At 61.9% G+C, this 18,223-nt stretch carries 14 protein-coding genes; 6 read left to right on the plus strand and 8 right to left on the minus strand.

Annotated elements, in window-relative coordinates; translation table 11 throughout:
- Positions 1-55: 55 nt before the first annotated feature.
- Positions 56-1,963 (minus strand): molecular chaperone HtpG, encoded by a 1,908-nt coding sequence (htpG, locus tag GT748_RS01685; RefSeq protein WP_044992474.1) that lies wholly within the window; start codon positions 1,961-1,963, stop codon positions 56-58.
- Between the two features lie 203 nt (positions 1,964-2,166).
- Between htpG and GT748_RS01690 the strand changes: the two genes are divergently transcribed.
- Positions 2,167-2,412 carry a hypothetical protein gene (locus GT748_RS01690; RefSeq protein ID WP_044992476.1) on the plus strand — a complete coding sequence of 82 codons (246 nt, stop codon included), beginning with the start codon at positions 2,167-2,169 and terminating at the stop codon, positions 2,410-2,412.
- Positions 2,413-2,967: 555 nt separating this feature from the next.
- Here the strand turns inward: GT748_RS01690 and GT748_RS01695 are convergent.
- From GT748_RS01695 to GT748_RS01710, 4 genes are all read right to left on the minus strand, one after another.
- Positions 2,968-3,177 (minus strand): DUF6514 family protein, encoded by a 210-nt coding sequence (locus tag GT748_RS01695; RefSeq protein WP_021659338.1) that lies wholly within the window; start codon positions 3,175-3,177, stop codon positions 2,968-2,970.
- 131 nt (positions 3,178-3,308) lie between these two features.
- Positions 3,309-4,667 carry an ATP-binding protein gene (locus GT748_RS01700; RefSeq protein WP_044992478.1) on the minus strand — a complete coding sequence of 453 codons (1,359 nt, stop codon included), beginning with the start codon at positions 4,665-4,667 and terminating at the stop codon, positions 3,309-3,311.
- Between the two features lie 535 nt (positions 4,668-5,202).
- Positions 5,203-6,018, minus strand: coding sequence for a sporulation initiation factor Spo0A C-terminal domain-containing protein (locus GT748_RS01705; protein ID WP_021659341.1), 816 nt, complete (start codon positions 6,016-6,018; stop codon positions 5,203-5,205).
- 1,053 nt (positions 6,019-7,071) lie between these two features.
- On the minus strand, positions 7,072-7,881 hold the full coding sequence (locus tag GT748_RS01710) for a sporulation initiation factor Spo0A C-terminal domain-containing protein (protein WP_021659344.1): 810 nt from the start codon (positions 7,879-7,881) through the stop codon (positions 7,072-7,074).
- A gap of 261 nt (positions 7,882-8,142) precedes the next feature.
- Between GT748_RS01710 and GT748_RS01715 the strand changes: the two genes are divergently transcribed.
- Positions 8,143-9,138: an adenosine deaminase family protein gene (locus GT748_RS01715; protein WP_021659346.1), complete on the plus strand. Its 996-nt coding sequence runs from the start codon at positions 8,143-8,145 to the stop codon at positions 9,136-9,138.
- Positions 9,139-9,182: 44 nt separating this feature from the next.
- A complete protein-coding gene (locus tag GT748_RS01720; protein WP_021659347.1) occupies positions 9,183-10,463 on the plus strand; it encodes a metal-dependent hydrolase family protein in 1,281 nt (426 codons plus the stop codon).
- A 164-nt stretch (positions 10,464-10,627) separates the two neighbouring features.
- On the opposite strand, the gene GT748_RS01725 is transcribed toward GT748_RS01720, so the two are convergent.
- The gene (locus GT748_RS01725) at positions 10,628-11,065 is read right to left on the minus strand and encodes a ferritin-like domain-containing protein (RefSeq protein ID WP_021659348.1); all 438 of its coding nucleotides are present in this window, start codon (positions 11,063-11,065) and stop codon (positions 10,628-10,630) included.
- Positions 11,066-11,172: 107 nt separating this feature from the next.
- Here GT748_RS01725 and GT748_RS01730 point away from each other — a divergent pair, with 107 nt between their 5' ends.
- Together GT748_RS01730 and GT748_RS01735 are read left to right on the plus strand one after the other, a co-directional pair.
- Positions 11,173-11,724, plus strand: coding sequence for a shikimate kinase (locus GT748_RS01730; RefSeq protein ID WP_044992485.1), 552 nt, complete (start codon positions 11,173-11,175; stop codon positions 11,722-11,724).
- A 984-nt stretch (positions 11,725-12,708) separates the two neighbouring features.
- On the plus strand, positions 12,709-13,113 hold the full coding sequence (locus tag GT748_RS01735; protein WP_044992488.1) for a GNAT family N-acetyltransferase: 405 nt from the start codon (positions 12,709-12,711) through the stop codon (positions 13,111-13,113).
- A 60-nt stretch (positions 13,114-13,173) separates the two neighbouring features.
- Here the strand turns inward: GT748_RS01735 and GT748_RS01740 are convergent, their stop codons facing one another.
- Both GT748_RS01740 and GT748_RS01745 read right to left on the minus strand, forming a co-directional pair.
- The gene (locus tag GT748_RS01740) at positions 13,174-14,880 is read right to left on the minus strand and encodes a DEAD/DEAH box helicase (protein WP_021659354.1); all 1,707 of its coding nucleotides are present in this window, start codon (positions 14,878-14,880) and stop codon (positions 13,174-13,176) included.
- Positions 14,881-15,207: 327 nt separating this feature from the next.
- Positions 15,208-16,320 (minus strand): FtsW/RodA/SpoVE family cell cycle protein, encoded by a 1,113-nt coding sequence (locus GT748_RS01745; protein WP_021659356.1) that lies wholly within the window; start codon positions 16,318-16,320, stop codon positions 15,208-15,210.
- Positions 16,321-16,551: 231 nt separating this feature from the next.
- Here GT748_RS01745 and GT748_RS01750 point away from each other — a divergent pair, with 231 nt between their 5' ends.
- Positions 16,552-18,219, plus strand: a complete 1,668-nt coding sequence (locus GT748_RS01750; protein ID WP_021659358.1) for a formate--tetrahydrofolate ligase — start codon at positions 16,552-16,554, stop codon at positions 18,217-18,219.
- Positions 18,220-18,223: the final 4 nt, after the last annotated feature.

Raw genomic sequence — 18,223 nt, forward strand, 5'->3', positions numbered from 1 at the left:
GGCCGGGCAGGCCCTGTGGGCGCTGTCCGGCCAATCGGCTCTCTTCTATTATAAGTTACAGCAGTTCACAGACCAAATCGGTGTAGGCGGTGGGGTTTTCCACCGGGAACCCGGCAATCAGGGAGGCCTGCTCGTAGAGCAGCAGCGCCAGCTTTTCGGCGCGCTCTCGGTCGCCCTTGTAGGCCGCCTCCAACTTGGCAAAGACGGGGTGGCTGGCCCCCAGCTCCAGCACCCGCTGGGCCTTGGGCGCCTCGTCCATCTTCATCTGGGCGAAGTACTTCTCCATCTCCAGGGTGACGCCGCCCTCGCTGGTGAGGCTCACCGGATGGCTGCCCAGTTTGGGGGAGATGCGCACGTCGCTGACCTTGTCCTTGAGCGCCTCTTTGAGGAAGTCCAGCAGCTCGCCGTGGGCCTTGGTCTCCTCCTCGGCGGCCTTCTTCTCCTCCTCGCTGACGGTGTCGGCGTCGCTGACGCTCTTGAGCTCGTGCCCGTCCTGCTCGTGGAGGACCTGCATCACAAACTCGTCCACCTCGTCGGTGAGGTAGAGCACCTCCCACCCCTTGTCCCGCACATACTCGGTCTGGGGCAGGTTGGCGGCCTTCTCCACCGAGTCGGCGCAGGCGTAGTAGATGTGCTCCTGCCCCTCCTTCATCCGGGAGACGTACTCTTTGAGGGTGACCGGCTTGCCCTCGGTGGAGGAGTAGAACAGCAGCAGGTCGGCCAGCAGGTCCTTGTGGGCGCCGTACTCGCCCACCACCCCGTATTTGAGTTGCAGGCCGAACTGGGCGAAGAAGGCCTCGTACTTCTCCCGGTCCTCCTCCATCAGCTTGGACAGTTCCCGCTTGATTTTCTTCTCCAAGCTCTGGGCAATGGTGCGCACCTGGCGGTCCTGTTGCAGCATTTCCCGGGAAATGTTCAGCGAGATGTCCTGGCTGTCCACCACCCCCTGCACAAAGCGGAAGTGCTCGGGCAGCAAGTCGGCGCACTTCTCCATGATGAGCACCCCGCTGGAATAGAGCTGCAGCCCCTTCTCATAGTCGGCCGAATAGTAGTTGTAGGGGGTGCGGGCGGGGATGAAGAGCAGCGCCTCGTAGGAGGCGGTCAGCCCCTCGGCGCTGACGCGGATGCTCTTGAGCGGGTCCTGGTAGTCGCCGAACTTCTCCTTGTAAAAGGCGGCGTAGTCCTCCTCGCCGACCTCGCCCTTGGGCTTGTGCCAGATGGGGACCATGCTGTTGAGGGTCTCGTCCTCCTCGTAACTCTCGTAGGCCGGGGCCTGGTCGTCGGCCTCCTCCCCCTCGGGCTTTTCCACCGGGCGGGTCTTGTGGCAGAGCATCTTGATGGGCCAGCGGATGTAGTCGGAGTACTTTTTCACCAACTGGCGCAGGCGGTACTCCTCCAAAAACTCGCCGAACTGCTCGTCCTCGGTGTCGGGCTTCAGGTGCATGATGACGTCGGTTCCGGGGGCGGAGCGCTCGCACTCGGCGATGGTGTAGCCGTCGGCGCCGGAGGACTGCCACTTGTAGCCGGTCTCCTCGCCGTAGGCGCGGGAGATGACGGTGACCTTGTCGCTGACGATAAAGGCCGAGTAGAAGCCCACGCCGAACTGGCCGATGATGTCGGTGTCGTCGGCCCCCTCCTGCCCCGCGATGTCCTGCTTGAACTGCAGCGAGCCGCTGCGGGCGATGGTGCCCAGGTTTTCCTCCAGGGACTTTTTGTCCATGCCGACGCCGTTGTCGGACACGGTGAGGGTGCGCCCCTCCCTGTCGGGGGTGATGCGGATCTCAAAATCCCCCCGGGATAGGCCGACCCCCTCGTCGGTCAGGCTGCGGTAGCACAGCTTGTCAATCGCGTCGGACGCGTTGGAGACGAGCTCCCGCAGAAAGATTTCCCGGTTGGAGTAGATGGAGTGGATCATCAAGTCGAGGAGCCGTTTGGACTCGGCCTTAAACTGTTTTTTCGCCATGGTCTCAATCACCTCTCGCAAAATTAGCACTCCTTGTATACGAGTGCTAAAAACAGGATAGCGCACAACCGCCGGCAAATCAATGTACAAATTGTGAACATTTTCGCGGAGGGGGGAAAACGCGGCGGCCGCCCTTGCATTTTTTCCAGCGCTGTGCTAGTGTGAAGGCACCCGGTCGAGGGCGCAGGGCCGCCGGGAGGACGATGAAGAAGGAGGGAGCCATCGTGTACTGTCCCCGCTGTGGGAGCGAGCACGTCACCGTGCAAGCCGTCAACCACACCACCATCAAGAACCGGGGGTGCATCGGCTGGTTTTTCTGGATTTTGCTGGCCATCTGCACCTTTGGACTGATCCTCATCATCCCCGCGGTGACCAACCAAAAGGTCAAAAACACGGTGCACACCGAGGCGGTCTGCCAAAACTGCGGCAACCGCTGGTTCGTGCGATAACAGAGAAAACAAAAGGCCCGGAAGGGGGGATTCCCCCCCCCCTTTCCGGGCCTCTTTTTTTTGGGGGGGGAACCCCCTGCCGCCGCACACCGCTGCCTTTCCGGCGCGCGGGGACGGAGAGGCGCGCGGGGACAGCGAGGCGCGAGGGGGCGGAGAGGCGCGCGGGAAACGACCTTGCAAATATGCCCACTCCTCCCCCTCCCCATCTGGACGGCAGCGTCCCTGCGCCGCCCGGCAACAGGGGATGGCGGACAAAATGGCTGCTGTAAAGGAGGGGGCAGAGAGGGACGGCTTTGTGTGGCCTACACCCAAAGGGCCCTTGGGCAGAGGGCCAACGCCAAAGCGGACGTACAGGAGGGATGCGGCCCCTTTATCCCCCAAAAGGCAAGGACCCGGGAAGAGGGAGGATGAGCCCCTCTTCTCGGGTCCTTTTTGCCTGCGCCAATGGGTATCTGGTTAGGGCCCATCAGCACACTGCAAACGAATAAAAGGCAGGGAATCGCTTGTTTTTTGCGCCCTTTGTGCGCGTTTTCTCACAGAGAGCGTTCCCTTCTGTCAGAGGGGCAAGCCGTAAGAATCCTCCACGATGTCATACAGGTGGCACTCGCTCACCTCCAGGCGGCTACACCGCTCTGCCAACGCTTCGACCTTTTCGCGATCAAGGGAAATGTCGCTGATTTCCACTGTCTCTCCCGTCAGGCCGTAGGTGGTGCGGGTGATGCCCTCTATACAAATTTCCGTCTGGTTAACCGTGTAGGTCTTCATATCGATTGCACTTCCTCTTTCATTTTTGGAGAAGGGGTCGCTTGCCCCCTTCCCCCGTCGTCAGTGACCGCCCGGTTTTTTGCCGAAGGGCGGGCCGCTAGGCCGAGGTGCGCCCGGGTGGTGAGACGCGCCTATTTGGTTGTCAGGGCTGCTCCACCCCTGTTCTTTTTTTGAGAACGCTTCTCCGGGAGGGTGACCCGGACACACTTGGTAAACTCGGGGTCGTCCTCCAACTTTACCACTTCAAAGTCTCCACCGTAGTCGTCGAGAAGCTTGACGGTATCCGCCAATCCAAATCCATGGTCTTTGCCCTTGGTGGTGTTGCCGAGTTCTCCCAGTGCCGCCAAGATGTGCGGCGGAAAATCGGGGCCGTTGTCATAGACGCAGATTTCGTAATCTCCACACTCGTTGAAACCGAGATAGACCTCTACCGCGCCGTGACCATTGGCAGCAGCGCCCGCCGCGCGGATGGCATTTCTCGAGAGGTCGCCAATCAGGCGGACCACTTCGCGCAGCTTCATAAAGTGAAGCAAGGACTCGACCCTCGTAAAGACGACGACCCGATAAAGGACATGCTCTTTGGCTGCCATCGCCGCATGGTTTTTCAAGGTGTTGTTGAGGGTGGAGATGCCGGTGTCCGGCGGCTCGTAGCCGTTGATGATGCGGTCACGGATCTCCTCCGCCTTCTCGTTGGCCAACTGCAAGACCTCGGCCTCGTCGGGTGCGAAACTCTCGGCGAGTTCGACATCGTATTCAGCGAGCGCCATTCTCATTTTGACAAGGCTCACCGCAACAGATGGGAGAATATCTTTCTCCTTGTGGTCCCTGTGCACGGCTTCGCGGCGTCTAACTTCCTTATCCACCTCTGCCTCTATCACCTCTCTCACTCTGACAGTCGCAATCACCAAAATAAGAATAGAGAACGCCATTATGATAACTTCTGCATATTTCGCCAATAGGTCGTGGTCAACTTTTACAATGGCAGCCATTGCAAATAGAATTGCAGTAATACCAGTAGAAAGAATTTCTTTGCGTTTGGACAATGGCTTCAGCACAGCTTTGGGAAAGTTGGATTTTCCTACAGCTATAGCCAAAATTACTTGCAAAACCGACGTGCACACAGCAACCGAAACTTTATGATAATCGGATTGGATGAAAAACATCACTGTCATCACAATAGCACCTAGTAAAGAACTTGCGAACAGCAAAACTGCGTAGATGTCAAAGATGCAGAAAAGCGATTTCATAATTGCTTTGTGTTTGGAAAGGGAATGGTAAACGCTTATGACTGCAATCAATACCAACGCTATCATCGGCGACAACGAGAAGTTGCCAATTACAGATATTGTCAGGGCAGATGATACTGCTATAACAGTTGTCTCAACTGCTCTTTTCCGTTTTGAAATGATTATTCCTTCGAGTCTGTAATAGAGTAAGTTTGTCAATGCGAAAATAGTTATGAATTTGATTAGCAGTAAAATATTCAGCATGATTTTTCTCTCCTTATACAAAAAATTTTAGAGGACATCATGCCTATCATAGCGAACTTGTACACAAAAAAGGGGATTACCTCATCCCCTTTTCCGTCGCACAAAGCAAATCTAGTTCCACCATTTGATCCAGTCCAAGAACGCTTCCAACCAGCTCACAGTCACGCCCTCCCTTCTTCCGTAGTCGCTTGGAGACTCTCCACGCGCAATCTATCACGGTTAGAAGGGAGCCGACCTCGAGATTGGTCGTCCATTTCTGTCGTCAAGTGTCGATACATGATGAAAGCTGAAAAAATAAAAAACGGGAAATGGCTTGATTGTAAACTTTTTATTAATTATACACCGGCGAACTTTCTGTCGAAAGATTCTCGGCCGGCAGACGGGATTTTATAACCTGAAACGAGTATTTTCATCCAAACAAACACAAGGGGCTGTGGAGAGAGATGATTCTCCCCGCAGCCCCTTGTGCCTGTTAAAGCCTATTGAAAAATATGTTTTTCTGCTCTTTTTTTTAATTCCCCCAAATGCTGCCCAATCAGTGCCGCTCTCGCAGCCGGGCGACAAACGCATCCAAAAATTGGGCATTTGTCGGAATGGCGCCGCTGGCCTTCACCAGGTGGGGAAAGCGAACGCCGGTCTGCTCAAAGTTGGCGGGCATCCAGGCAATTTTGATGGCGTTGCGGATATTGTGCTCCACACTGTGCCACTTGCAGCCCACCTGTTTGCCCACGTTTGGATAGAGGTCTTTGGTAAAGAGCTGCTTGCCGTCCCCCTTGTACTGGTAGTGATAGAGGGTGGCCCAGGCCGTGCACTGGGCGGCCATCAGCCCGCGGCGCAGACCCATGCACTCCAACTCGCGGAAAATCTCGTCGAGCAGCCGCTCCTCAAAGGATTCTTCCTCCCCCGGGCAGGGCATGACCGACGGGCCGCCGCTCTGCTGCCGCAGCCGCCGACCGCGCAGAAAGCGGCCCATTCGCTTGACCGTGCCGATGACCTGCTCAGGGCCATAGTTTTGCAGCCGCTTCTCGTAGATGATGCCGACATAGTTGTGCAGGTAGGCCTGGGTGCTCTTGTCGGTGACCTTGGTCGTCACTATGACATAGGGGTTGTGGGGCTGCTCCGGCGCGGCGAGGGCGGGGGCCAGGTCCAGCCCGCAGCCCTCCCCCTCGCCCAATTCCAAATCCAGTATCACCACGTCGGGGCGGTAGCGGCCGTTCCACTTGAGCGCCTCGGCGGCGCTGCCGGTGATCCCCACCAAATCGATTTCCTCCTGCCCGCGCAGGTACTCGACAAAGGCGTTTTGCTCCTCCAGTTCGTCCTCCACGATCATAAGCCTTGTCTTATTTTCCATCGTTTCCTCTCTCCGTTTCCTGTTTTTCCTCTCTTATAGCGCCCCGCAGGGCGAATTTGAAACTGGTGAATCAATGCTCCCCCTCTCCGTCAGCCCCAAACCGCGGGGGAAAGCGCCCATATCCCACCTCCTATCCGCACCAGCCAGCATGCAGGGGGCGGATACCGGGTATTTTCCCGGCGGCCCTGCGTATCTATGTAGACAGCCGGGATGGATGGGCGGGCCAAACACCCCACAAAGAGGGGGGCTGTGCAGCTATCGCCCGGAGGGTACGGCAGGGCACACCCTTTCTCGGGACGGTCGGCGGCGTTTCCCCTGCCTACCATCCGGGGGAACAGCAGACAGGGCGTTCCCCGTTTCTGCCCTCCCCCTCACCGAGGCGAGGGGGAGGGGCAGACGGAACGCTCGCGCCTCATCTCTCGCCCTGCCACGGCTTTCTTCTGCCCCCGAGCGTCGGCTGTTTTCCCCCCCCCCGCGTGTCCATGGGGGAAGGGGGAGCGATAGGGGAAGACGACACACCTCCCCTCCGCGAAAGACTGTTTCCCATACCCGCGTCCGAGAAGAGAGCGAGTAGGCCCCCCCCTTTTGGGCGGAATCACCCCTCTTTCCTCCCCAAAGGTTTTTCTCCTGAACAAGCTGTAAAAGGGCCTGTGGAGGACAAATAGGGGGGAATCGGCGATAGCAGGATGTATATCTCCCATCTGCCCTCTTTTTGCCACCCGCGCCCGAGAAGGGGAGCGAGTAGGGCCCCCTTTTTGGCGAAATCGCCCCTCTTTCCTCTCCAAAGGGTTTCTCCTGAACAAGCTGTAAAAGGGCCTGTGGAGGGCAAATAGGGGACACTGGCGATGGCTGGGCGCTCCCCTCTCGGGCAGTGACCGCATCCCCCTTTCTCCCCATGTGTTTACAGGGACAATTCACAGTGCGCTTTATCCCCCAGTGGATGGCTTTTCCCCGCCGCCATCGTTCGCGTCTATCATACCCCTACCAAGTGGGAGGGATAGACATCCAGCAGATGACAGAGGGCATATTTTTTCTCCACCAAACAGCATTTTTTTACTGCGCGTGCTTGCGCCGCATCCGCACCACAAAGGCCTCGATCAGCTCGCTATTGGTGGGGAGTTTGCCGCTCTTTTTGACCAAGAGGGGGAAGCGCGCGTAAACCAGGTCAAGGCGCTCGTTCCTCACATCCCACGCCTTTTCGATGGCGGAGCGGATGTTGCGCTCCACATTGTCGGGCTCGCAGTGCAGCTCTTTCGCCACCATGGGATAGAGCTCCTTGCCGAGGGAGAGCGGCTCCCTGTGCTGCAACTGGTAGTACACCGCCCACACCAGACAGCGGCAGTTCTTCCGCCTGCGGCAGAGGCCCATGTCCTCCATCTCGGCGCACAACTCCTCGATCAGCCGCTCCCGGCGCAATTTGGCCGCCTCCTTTTCGGCGGCCGCCTCGCCCGAGCGGCCCAGGCGGCGGCCCTTGAGAAAGCTCCCCATCCGCTTGACGCCGCGCAGCACCTGGTCGGGGCCGTAGCGCTCGATATTCTTGTCGTAGATAAAGCCGACCCCGGCATCCCGCAGCATATCGAGGGTGTGGCGGTTTTCTGTCCGGGTGGTCACCAGGACGTAGGGAGAATAGGGCCGGCTCGGGTCGGTGAGGGCGGGCGTCAGGCTCAGGCCGTCGCCCTCCTGCAACTCCAAGTCGAGGATCACCACGTCGGGCCGGTAACTGTCCACCAGGGCCAAGGCCTCTGTCTCGCTGCCGGTGATGCCCACCAATTCGATTTGGCACTCGTTCTGCAAACACTCCGCAAAAGCCGCCTGCTCTGCGGGTTCGTCCTCTACAATGAGGAGGCTGATCTTGTCGTCCATTGTCCTGTTTCCCCCAATCACATATTCTCTTTTGACCCTGCCCGCGGTCGGGCCGTCGGGCGGGAAATGGCCTGCCGCACAGGGCGGAAGGCGAAAAAACTATGCTGTCAGTTTAGCAATTTCAGAAAATCTTGTCAAAAATAGTGGAAAAATAAGGCATACGCCCTCCAAATGGCTCGTTGACAAAACCACCTGAGGGGGGTAGCATTAACCCAAGACAAACCAATCGACGGGCCCCGCCCGCGCAAGGAGGACGACGAATTGAAAACTGTTCCCAAAATTGAACTGCACCTGCACATCGACGGCTCGGTCCCGCCGGCCACTGCCTGGCAACTAGCCAAGGATCAGGGCCTGCCCGAAGGGGAGCTGACCCTGGAGGAGGTCACCCGGCGGATGGTCATCCAGCCCGGGGAGAACGGCACCGATTTCAAGGAGTTCGACCTGCCCCTGGCGGTGATGCAGACCGCCCCCGCCCTGCGCCAGGTGACGGCCGACCTGATTGCCCGGCTGGCGGGCGAGGGGGTCTGCTACGCCGAACTGCGCTTCGCCCCCCAGCTCCACCGGGAAAAGGGGCTGACCCAGCGCGACGCCATCGAGGCGGTGTTGCAGGGGGTGGCCGACGGAGAGGCCGCCTGCCCGGAAATCGCGGTGGGCATTTTGCTGTGCGCCATGGGAAAATTGGAGCCGGCCGAGGTAAACCGGGATGAAAACCTGGAGACGGTGCGGCTGGCGGCCGAGTTCATCGCCGCGGGCAGCAAGGTGGTGGGGGTCGATCTGGCGGGGTACGAGGAGCACCTGGCCGACTACGCCGACCTCTTCGACCTGGCGCGGGAGCTGGGGGTACCGGCCACCTGCCACTCGGAATTCGAGGTGCCCCAGTGCCTGCCCTTCGGCACCGCCCGCATCGGCCACGGCTACCAGGTGGCCCAGCGGCCCGATTTGGCGGAAATCGTCAAGGCCCGCGGGGTGACGCTGGAGATGTGCCCGGTGAGCAGCATCATCTCCTACGACCTACCCGAGGACGGGCGGCACCCGCTGAAGGTGCTCTACGACCAGGGGGTAAAGGTGACGGTGAACACCGACAACCTGACGGTGCTGGGCACCAGCTTGAAGCGGGAGTACGAGTACTGCCGCCGGATGGGCTTTTGCGACCGGGATCTGATTTTGATGAACATCAACAGCGCCGAGGCGGCCTTCCTGCCGCCGGAGGAGAAGGCGAAACTGGTGGCCCGGCTGCGGGCCTGTTTGGAGGAGTAGGGGCGGACACAGCGTCCCGCCCCAGGAGAGAGGAGTACAGGCAGATGAAATACGCGTACACAGGCGGTATCCTGCTGGACGGCAGCGAGGAGATGGAGCCCCGGACGGGGCTGGTGGTCAAGACCGACGGCGAGAAGATCGCCGCCATCGAGCCGGAGGGGGGCGATCTGGCCGGGTATGAAATGATCGACCTGGCGGGGCAGTACCTGATGCCGGGGCTCATCAACATGCACGTGCACCTGCCGGCCAACGGCAAGCCCAAAAAGAAGCAGCAGGACAACGTGAAGATGGTGAAGCTGATGACCAGCAACGGGCTGATGAAGGCGGTGCTGCGGAAGATGTGCGAGGGCTATGCCCGCACCCAGCTCATGAGCGGGGTGACCACCATCCGCACCATGGGCGGGGTGCTGGACTGCGACAGCGCCATCCGCGACCGCATCGACGCGGGGGAAATCGTGGGGCCCCGCATCCTGGCGGCCAACATGGCGGTCTCGGTGCCGGGGGGGCACATGGCCGGGTCGCTGGCCTACGAGGCCCACAGCGCCGACGAGGCGCGGGACTATGTGGCAAAAATCGCCGCCGAAAAGCCGGACATCATCAAGCTGATGATCACCGGCGGGGTGCTGGACGCCAAGAAGAAGGGCGAGCCGGGAGAGTTGAAGATGCCGCCGGAATACGTGAAGGCCGCCTGCGACGAGGCGCACCGCCACGGCCTGAAGGTGGCCGCCCACGTGGAGAGCCCCGAGGGGGTGCGGGTGGCCCTGGAAAACGGGGTGGACACCATCGAGCACGGGGCCAAGCCGGACGAGGCGATCCTCGCCCTCTTCAAAGAGCGGGGGGCCTGCCAGATCGCGACCCTCTCCCCCGCGCTGCCCTACGCCCTCTTCGACCGGGCGGTGAGCGGGGTGTCGGAGATGGAGCAGTACAACGGCGCGGTGGTCTTTGAGGGGATAGTGGAGTGCGCCCGCGCCTGCCTGAAGGCCGGTATCCCGGTGGGGCTGGGCACCGACACCGGCTGCCCCTACATCACCCACTACGACATGTGGCGGGAAGTGAACTACTTTCACAAGTACTGCGGGGTGTCGAACGCCTTCGCCCTCTCCACCGCCACCAAGAAAAACGCCGAGCTGGCGGGGCTGGGGGACCGGCTGGGCACCCTGGAGCCGGGCAAGTGCGCCGACATGATCGTCACCGCGAAAAACCCGCTGGAGGATCTGACCGCCCTGCGGGAGGTGGCGATGGTGATTGCCCGGGGCAAACCGATCCGCGCCCCCAAGGTGAAGAAGATGCCCCAGGTGGAGGCGGAGCTGGACAAATTCATTTAGCCTTTGCACCCTCTGTCGGGGGGTGAACACCAAAAGAGAGGGGGAAGGCCTGCGGGCCCTCCCCCTCTCTTTTTGCGCCCCGATCAGAGGCCGTACTTCTCGATGAGCTGGCGAAAGATGCACAGGTGCACCTCCTCGTCCTTGACGATGCGCGCCAGCAGTTTTCAGACGCCCTCGTCGCCGATTTGGGCGATGTGGCGGCGGTAATTCCGGATGGCGGCGTACTCGCCGGCCAGGTCGGCGTGGAGGTACTCCCCCAGGCTACCGCCGTACCGCACCTCCGCGGCGCACCAGGGACGGCCCCCGGCGGAGTAGGTCGGGTCGCCCCCCAGGGCGCGGATGGCCCCGGCCAACTTCTCCATGTGCATCATCTCGACAATAGAAATTTTCTCCAGTGCGCGGGAGATGTCGGGGCAGTCCTTGGCGGCGGCGTGGTGATAGATATATTGCAGCGAGGCGGTCAACTCTCCATCGGCCCCGGCGTAGTCCTCTGCCAGGAGGGACGCCCAGCGGCTGTTGGGGGCGCCAATTTCCAGGTCGGGCCAGGGGGACGGGTCGGCAAACCCCTCGGTGTAGTGGATGTCGTCTGTTACGGGTTGCATGAATGGTCCCCTCCTTTCCGGCCAGTCTATGACCGGGGCGGCGGATGTGCTATACTGAAAACAGCACCGGCCGCCCCAGGCGGCCCGGAAATGAGGAGGAGAGGCAGATGGCGAGGGGCATCATCGTATTCGGCTCCCCCGGTTCGGGGACCACCACCCTGGGCCGGGCGGTGGCCGCCCAACTGGGGTTTGCGCACTTTGACTTGGACGACTACCTCTGGCGGTGGGACACCGAGGTGCCCTTCACCCGCACCCGCCCGCGGGAGGAGCGGATCGCCCTGCTGATGGGCGACCTCTCCCAGCACCCCCACTTTGTGATTTCGGGCTCGATGGACAGCTACAACCAGCCCTTTGTGCCCCTGTTTGACCTGGCGGTGCTCAACACCGCCCCGGCCCCGGTGCGGGTGGAGCGGGCCCACCGGCGGGAACTGGCCCTCTTTGGGGCGCGCATCCTGCCCGGGGGCGACATGTTTGAAGAGCACCAGCGCTTCCTCGACAACGTGGCCCGCTACGACAGCGACGGTTCCCCCTGCCTGCGGGTGCACGAGGCGTGGGCGGCCACCCTGCCCTGCCCGGTCCTGCGCACCGACGGCACCGCCCCGGTGGCGGAGAACGCCGCCCAGGTGGTGGGGGAATATCACCTGGCCCTGGTGCTTTAAAAGGGGAACACAGGGGGGAGTTGAGGTGGGTGGAAGGCATTTTTTCTTTCTCTCTGCCTGCGAATGGGTAGATTTTGGGTAGGGAGGGCCTCTTTTCTTGTGTTCTGTGACCGGCGCGCTGGGCAGAGGGGGCGCTTTTTGTCCCTTCTTGCGACTGGCAGATTGAATGCGGGGAAATCCTCTCCCCTCCCGCGACAGGCATATCGGCTGGGGGAGGGAAAGACACTGCTTGCCTCGGGGCGGGTGATGGTCGCCCGGGAAGCGGAGAACCAGCATCGGCTGGCTGCTGGGCTTTTAAAGAGGGAAACACAATAGAGGTCGAAGTGGCCGGGCAGACAAAGCTCCCCTTTCTTTCCTTTTGCAACTGGATATATCGGGAGGAAAAAATTTCTCTCCCCTCCCGCGACTGGCACGTCGGCTAGAGAAGCGAAAGACGCTGCTGACCCCGAAGCGAGTGATAGCGGCTTAGATGGCAGAGAACCACTACCGCCTGGCTCTGCGCCCTTGAAAGGGTAAACACACATGAAAGCCGGTGCGAATAGACAGGCAAAGCTCCCCTTTTTCTATTCCACAACTGACGGTATTGAAGGGAGGGTCCTCCTCAATCCCCCGTGACCGGCACCGACTGGGGGAGGGAAAGACGCTGCTCGCTCTGGGGTGGGTGATGGTCGCCCGGATAGCAGCGGAATCTCGTCTGGCATTGGATATTTAAGAGAAAGGCACATGGAAGCCAGGGTGGACAAACAGGCAAAACTCCCCTTTTTTCCCTTTGCAACTGACATATCGGGAGGAAAAATCTCCCCTCTCCTGAGACCGGCACATCGGTTGGGGGACCAAAAGACGCTGCTGGTGGGGCGGGTGATAACGGTCTGGATGGCAGAGGGAACAAAAGACACTGCCGGCCCCGGAGCAGATGATGGCTGCCCCAAGGGCAGAGAACCGCCGCCTCGCTTGACCCGGGGGCTTTGAAGGAGGACAATGCAGATGGAAATCAGGGTAGCCGGACAGGGAGAACTCCCCTTCCTCTCCTCCCGCGACCGGCACATCGAACGGGGGGAACTGGAGACGCTGCTCTCCCTGGGGCGGGTGATGGTCGCCCGAGAGGGCGGCGAGACCGTCGGCTGGCTGCGGTGGAACCTCTTTTGGGACAACACCCCCTTTTTGAACCTGCTGTTTGTATTGGAGGGGCGCCGGGGCCGCGGGGTCGGAACGGCGCTGCTCGCCCGCTGGGAGGAACAGATGAAAGGGGCAGGGCACCCGCTGGTGCTGACCTCCACCCTCTCCAGCGAGGGGGCGCAGCACTTCTACCGCCGCCGCGGCTACACCGACGCCGGCGCCCTCTTGCTGCCCGGCGAGGCGCTGGAGATTTTCTTTGTCAAAGCGATATAGGGCCGCAACCAAAAAAGAGGCCGGATGCCACTGGTGCATCCGGCCTCTTTGCGATTTGGTTTAGAAGGGTTTCTTGCCCGGCTTGGGGAAGCGGCCGGGGCGGCGGGGGCGGTCCTTGTCGGCCCGGTAGGGGCGGGGTCCGCGGAGGCGGGGGGCTGCAAATTCGCCCTCCTTCGGGGTGTAGGGGAAGGCCTTGACGATCCGCCCGGCGATCTTGGTGCCGTCGATGGCGCGGATGGCCTCCTCCGCCTTGTCGGCGGGCAGTTCCACCACCGTCTTGCGGTCGTAGATCTCGATCTTGCCGATCTCGCGGCCGGTGATGTCGGTGCGCTCGGCGATGGCGCCGACGATGAAGTTGGGGGCGATGTGCTGCTCCCGGCCGATGCTCAGGCCGATGCGCACCCCCGCACCCCGGGGCAGCCGCTCCCCCCGCACGGGGCTCTTGACCATCTGGGGGATGAGGTGTTTTTCCTTGCCGAAGAGCATCTCCAGGGCCATGGCCGCCACCTGGTCCATCGAGAAGCCCTCGTCGCAGAGCTCCTGGGCCATGTCGGCGTAGCGGTAGACCTCGGCGGCGCGCAGCTTCTGCAACATCTTCTCAAAGGCGCGGGCGCGGCGGGTCTCGGCGATCTCCTCCGGGGTGGGGATGGGGCGGGGCTCGATGGTGGAGCGGGTCTGGCGGGCGATGTCCCGCAGCTGCCAGACCTGTTTGCGGCCCGAGACCAGGGTGAAGGCCCTGCCCTCTTTCCCGGCGCGGCCGGTGCGGCCGATGCGGTGGACGTAGTACTCGCTGTTCTGGGGGATGTCGTAGTTGAGCACCATGTCCAGGTCGTCCACGTCGATGCCGCGGGCGGCCACATCGGTGGCCACCAAAAGGGCGGTCTTGCGGCGCTTGAACCCGTCCATCACCTGGGTGCGCTGGCTCTGCTTCATGTCGCCGTGCAGGCCGGCGGCGGAGAAGCCGTGGTCGTTCAGGTAGGCGGTGAGCTCGTCGACCATGCTCTTGGTGTTGCAAAAGACGATGGCCGACTTGGGGGCGTAGGCCCGCAAAACCAGATTGAGGGCGTCCATCTTGCGGCCCATGGGCACCTCGAACGAGGCCTGCTCGATGGCGTCGATGGTCACCTGCTGGCGGTTGATCTGCACCATCTCGGGCTCTCTTTGGTACTGCTTGGTGATGGCGAGGATGGCCGGGGGCATGGTGGCCGAGAAGAGGACGGTCTGGCGCTCCTCCGGCGCAAAGGAGAGGATGGTCTCGATGTCCTCCCGAAAGCCCATGTTGAGCATCTCGTCCGCCTCGTCGAGGATCACCAGCTTGAGGGTGTCCAGTTTGAGGGTCTTGCGGCGGATGTGGTCCATCACCCGGCCGGGGGTGCCGATGACGAAGTTGGCGCCCTGGCCCAGGCGGGCGATCTGCCGGTCGATGGGCGCGCCGCCGTAGACGGCCACCGTCTTGACCCCACTGCGGTATTTGGAGAGCTTCTGCACCTCCTCGGCGGCCTGCATGGCCAGCTCGCGGGTGGGGCAGAGCAGCAGCACCTGCACCTGGTGGCGGCTGTCGAGCTTTTCGATCATCTCGATGGCGGGGATGGTAAAGGCCGCGGTCTTGCCGGTGCCGGTCTGGGAGCGGCCGATGACATCCTTCCCCTCGCGGATGAGGGGGATGGTGCCGCTCTGGATGTCGGTGGCGGTGGTGAAGCCCATCTCCTCCACGGCGCGGAGGAGTTCGGGGGTGAGGCCCAGTTGGTCAAAGGGGATCTCGTTCATGTGGTTCCTTTCTGCTGGCGGGCGGGGCAGTTCCCCTGCTCGCCGGTCTGGGGCGGGGGCCGCAAAGGGGCCCGCCACCCGCTTGGTCTTACACCACATCCCCACCTGGCAGCGCGGCGGCAAAGCCGCCAAATGCCCACAAAAAGAGCGCCGACACGGCCCGTGTCGGCGCTCTGCGAAGGGGGCGCTGCGGCCCCCGCTCACATCCCTTTTTCGGTACGAACGTGGTTGATTGCTGATACCAGCATAGCACAGCTTTAGGCGATTTGTCAAAACTTTTCTTTAAAATTCTGACAGCTTGTACAAAGGCCGTCGAACCCTGTCGGCTTAGGAAAAGATCTCTTGCTTGTTGTTCATATAGACGCTGAGCACCAGCCCGATGGCCATGTAGAGCATGATGACCGAGGTGCCGCCGGCCGAGAGAAACGGCAGGGTGAGGCCGATGACCGGCATGATCCCCAGGCACATGCCGATGTTGGCGAGGATCTGAAAGAGGAGGATGGCGAAGATCCCCACGCAGAGGAAGTAGCCCAGCCGGTCGGCGCTGCGGCCGGCGGTGGCCAGCACCTTGCCGGTGACCGCCAGCAGCACCGCGATCACCAGCAGGCAGCCGACAAAGCCCAGGGTCTGCCCGATGTAGGAGAAGATGAAGTCGTTGCGGGCGTAGGGCACCTCCCGCGGGACGACGTTTGAGAAGAGCCCGGTGCCAAAGGTCTGCCCGGTGCCGATGGCGATGAGCCCCTGGGACTGCTGGTAGCCGATGTTCTTGGCGTCAGCCGACAGGTCGGCCAGGATGAGAAATCGCTGTTTCTGGTTCTCGCTCATGACGAAGTTCCAGAGGATGGGGATGCCCACCCCCGCGGCCACAAAGCCGGCCGCCACATAACGCCAGGAGATGCCTGCGGAAAAGAGCATGGCCAAAAAAATCACCACAAAGGAGAGGGCGGTGCCGTCGTCCCCCTGCAGCACCACCAGCCCCACCGGGGCGATCCCGTGCAGGCAGAGCAGGAGGACGTTTTTGTACTGGTTGATGTTCTCCCCCACCGACTCCAGGTGCATCCCGAAGGTGAAGATGAAGGAGAGCTTGAGCAGCTCGGTGGGCTGCAGGGTCATGCCAAAGGGCAGGGGCAGCCAGGCCTTGTCGTCGGCGCCGGGGTTTTGGATGCCGAAGATAAAGGTGGCCAGCACCAGTCCCACACAGAGGACGACGTGCCACTTCCAAAAGGTGGCGCCGATGTGGTAGTCCATCTTGGAGATGATGATGGCCATGACAATGCCGATGCCGGTGGCCAGGGACTGGGTGATGACCACCTTGCTGGTGATGAAGCCGTAAAACATCTGCGAGCAGAGGGTGATCACAGACATGGCGCTGCAGGCGATGCAGAGCAGCCAGAGTATTTTGTCGGTGTCCTTGATGTACTGGTGGACCGAGCGAATCACTTTTTTCAAAGCAGGGCTCCTTTATATTGAAAGACGGTGCGGAGAGGGCGGTCAAATTGCCGGGCACACCCCGGCGGGAGCTACAAAAAGAGGGCGGCCCAAGCCGTGGCCGCTATTTGGTATATTGTATACTACTGCGCCGTTTTATTCAAGGCGGAATTGTGGTATACTTTATGAAGATTTGCCGCCCTGCCGGTGGGAGCCGGGCGGGTGAGAAGGGGGAAACGCACTGTGAAAAGCGACATCGAGATCGCCCTGGAATGCGAGATGAAGCCCATTGTCCGGCTGGCCGGGGAACTGGGCATCAAGGAGGAGGAGCTGGAGCCCTACGGCCACTACAAGGCCAAGTTGGGCCAACCCCTGATCGACCGGCTGCGCGACCGGCCCGACGGCAAGCTGGTGCTGGTGACCGCCATCAACCCCACCCCCGCGGGGGAGGGAAAGACCACCACCACCGTGGGGCTGGGCGAGGCCATGCAGAAGCTGGGCAAAAACTGCGTCATCGCCCTGCGGGAACCCTCTCTGGGCCCGGTGTTCGGGGTGAAGGGCGGGGCCGCCGGGGGCGGCTATGCCCAGGTGGTGCCGATGGAGGACATCAACCTCCACTTCACCGGCGACATGCACGCCATCACCGCGGCCAACAACCTGATTTGCGCGGCGGTGGACAACCACATTCAGCAGGGCAACCCCCTGGGGATCGACCCCCGGCGCATCACCTTCAAGCGGGCCATGGACATGAACGACCGCGCCCTGCGAAACATCGTGGTGGGGCTGGGCGGCCCTCTGTCGGGGGTGCCCCGGCAGGACGGGTTCCTCATCTCGGTGGCCAGCGAGATCATGGCCATCCTCTGCCTGGCCGACGACCTGAAGGATCTGAAAGAGCGCATCGGCCGGATCCTGGTGGGCTACACCTACGAAAAAGAGCCGGTGTACGTGCGGGACCTGGAAATCAGCGGCGCGGTGACCTGCCTGCTCAAAGACGCCATCAACCCCAACCTGGTGCAGACGCTGGAGGGCAGCCCCGCCATCCTCCACGGAGGGCCCTTTGCCAACATCGCCCACGGCTGCAACTCGGTGCGGGCCACCCGCCTGGCCCTCAAACTGGGGGACTACTGCATCACCGAGGCGGGCTTTGGCTCCGACCTGGGGGCCGAGAAGTTTTTGGACATCAAGTGTCGGGCCGCGGGCCTCGCCCCCAGCGCCATCGTGGTGGTGGCCACGGTGCGGGCCCTCAAGTACAACGGCGGGGTGAAAAAGGGCGATCTGGCCCTGGAAGACCCGGGCGCGGTGCGGGCGGGGCTGCCCAACTTGCAGGCCCACCTGGAAAACATGCGCAAGTACGGGGTGCCGGTGGTGGCGGCCATCAACCACTTTGCCGGCGACTTTGACAGCGAGGTGGCCGAGGTGGCCCGCTGTCTCGACGAGATGGGGGTGCCCTACGCCCTGTCGGACGTCTTCTCTCAGGGCGGCGCGGGCGGGGTGGAGCTGGCACAGCTGGTCTGCCGGGCCTGCGAGGAGCCGGGGCGGTTTGCCCCCCTCTACGACGCGGCCCTCCCCATTGAGGAGAAGATCGGCGCCATCGCCCGGGAAATCTACGGCGCCGCCGGGGTGGAGTACACCTCCGCCGCCCGGCAGCAGATGCGCCAGATCGAGCAGCTGGGGCGGGACGACCTGCCCGTCTGCATCGCCAAGACCCAGTACTCCCTCTCGGACGACCCCAAAAAACTGGGTCGGCCCCGGGGCTTCACCCTGCAGGTCAAAGAGGTGCGCCTCTCCTCGGGGGCGGGGTTCCTGGTGGCCCTGGCGGGGGACATCATGACCATGCCCGGGCTGCCGCCGCGGCCCGCGGCCTGCCAAATCGACATCGACGAGGACGGCCGGATCACCGGCCTGTTTTAAGGAG

The sequence above is a fragment of the Bittarella massiliensis (ex Durand et al. 2017) genome (assembly GCF_009876955.1).
GTDB lineage: Bacteria > Bacillota > Clostridia > Oscillospirales > Ruminococcaceae > Bittarella > Bittarella massiliensis.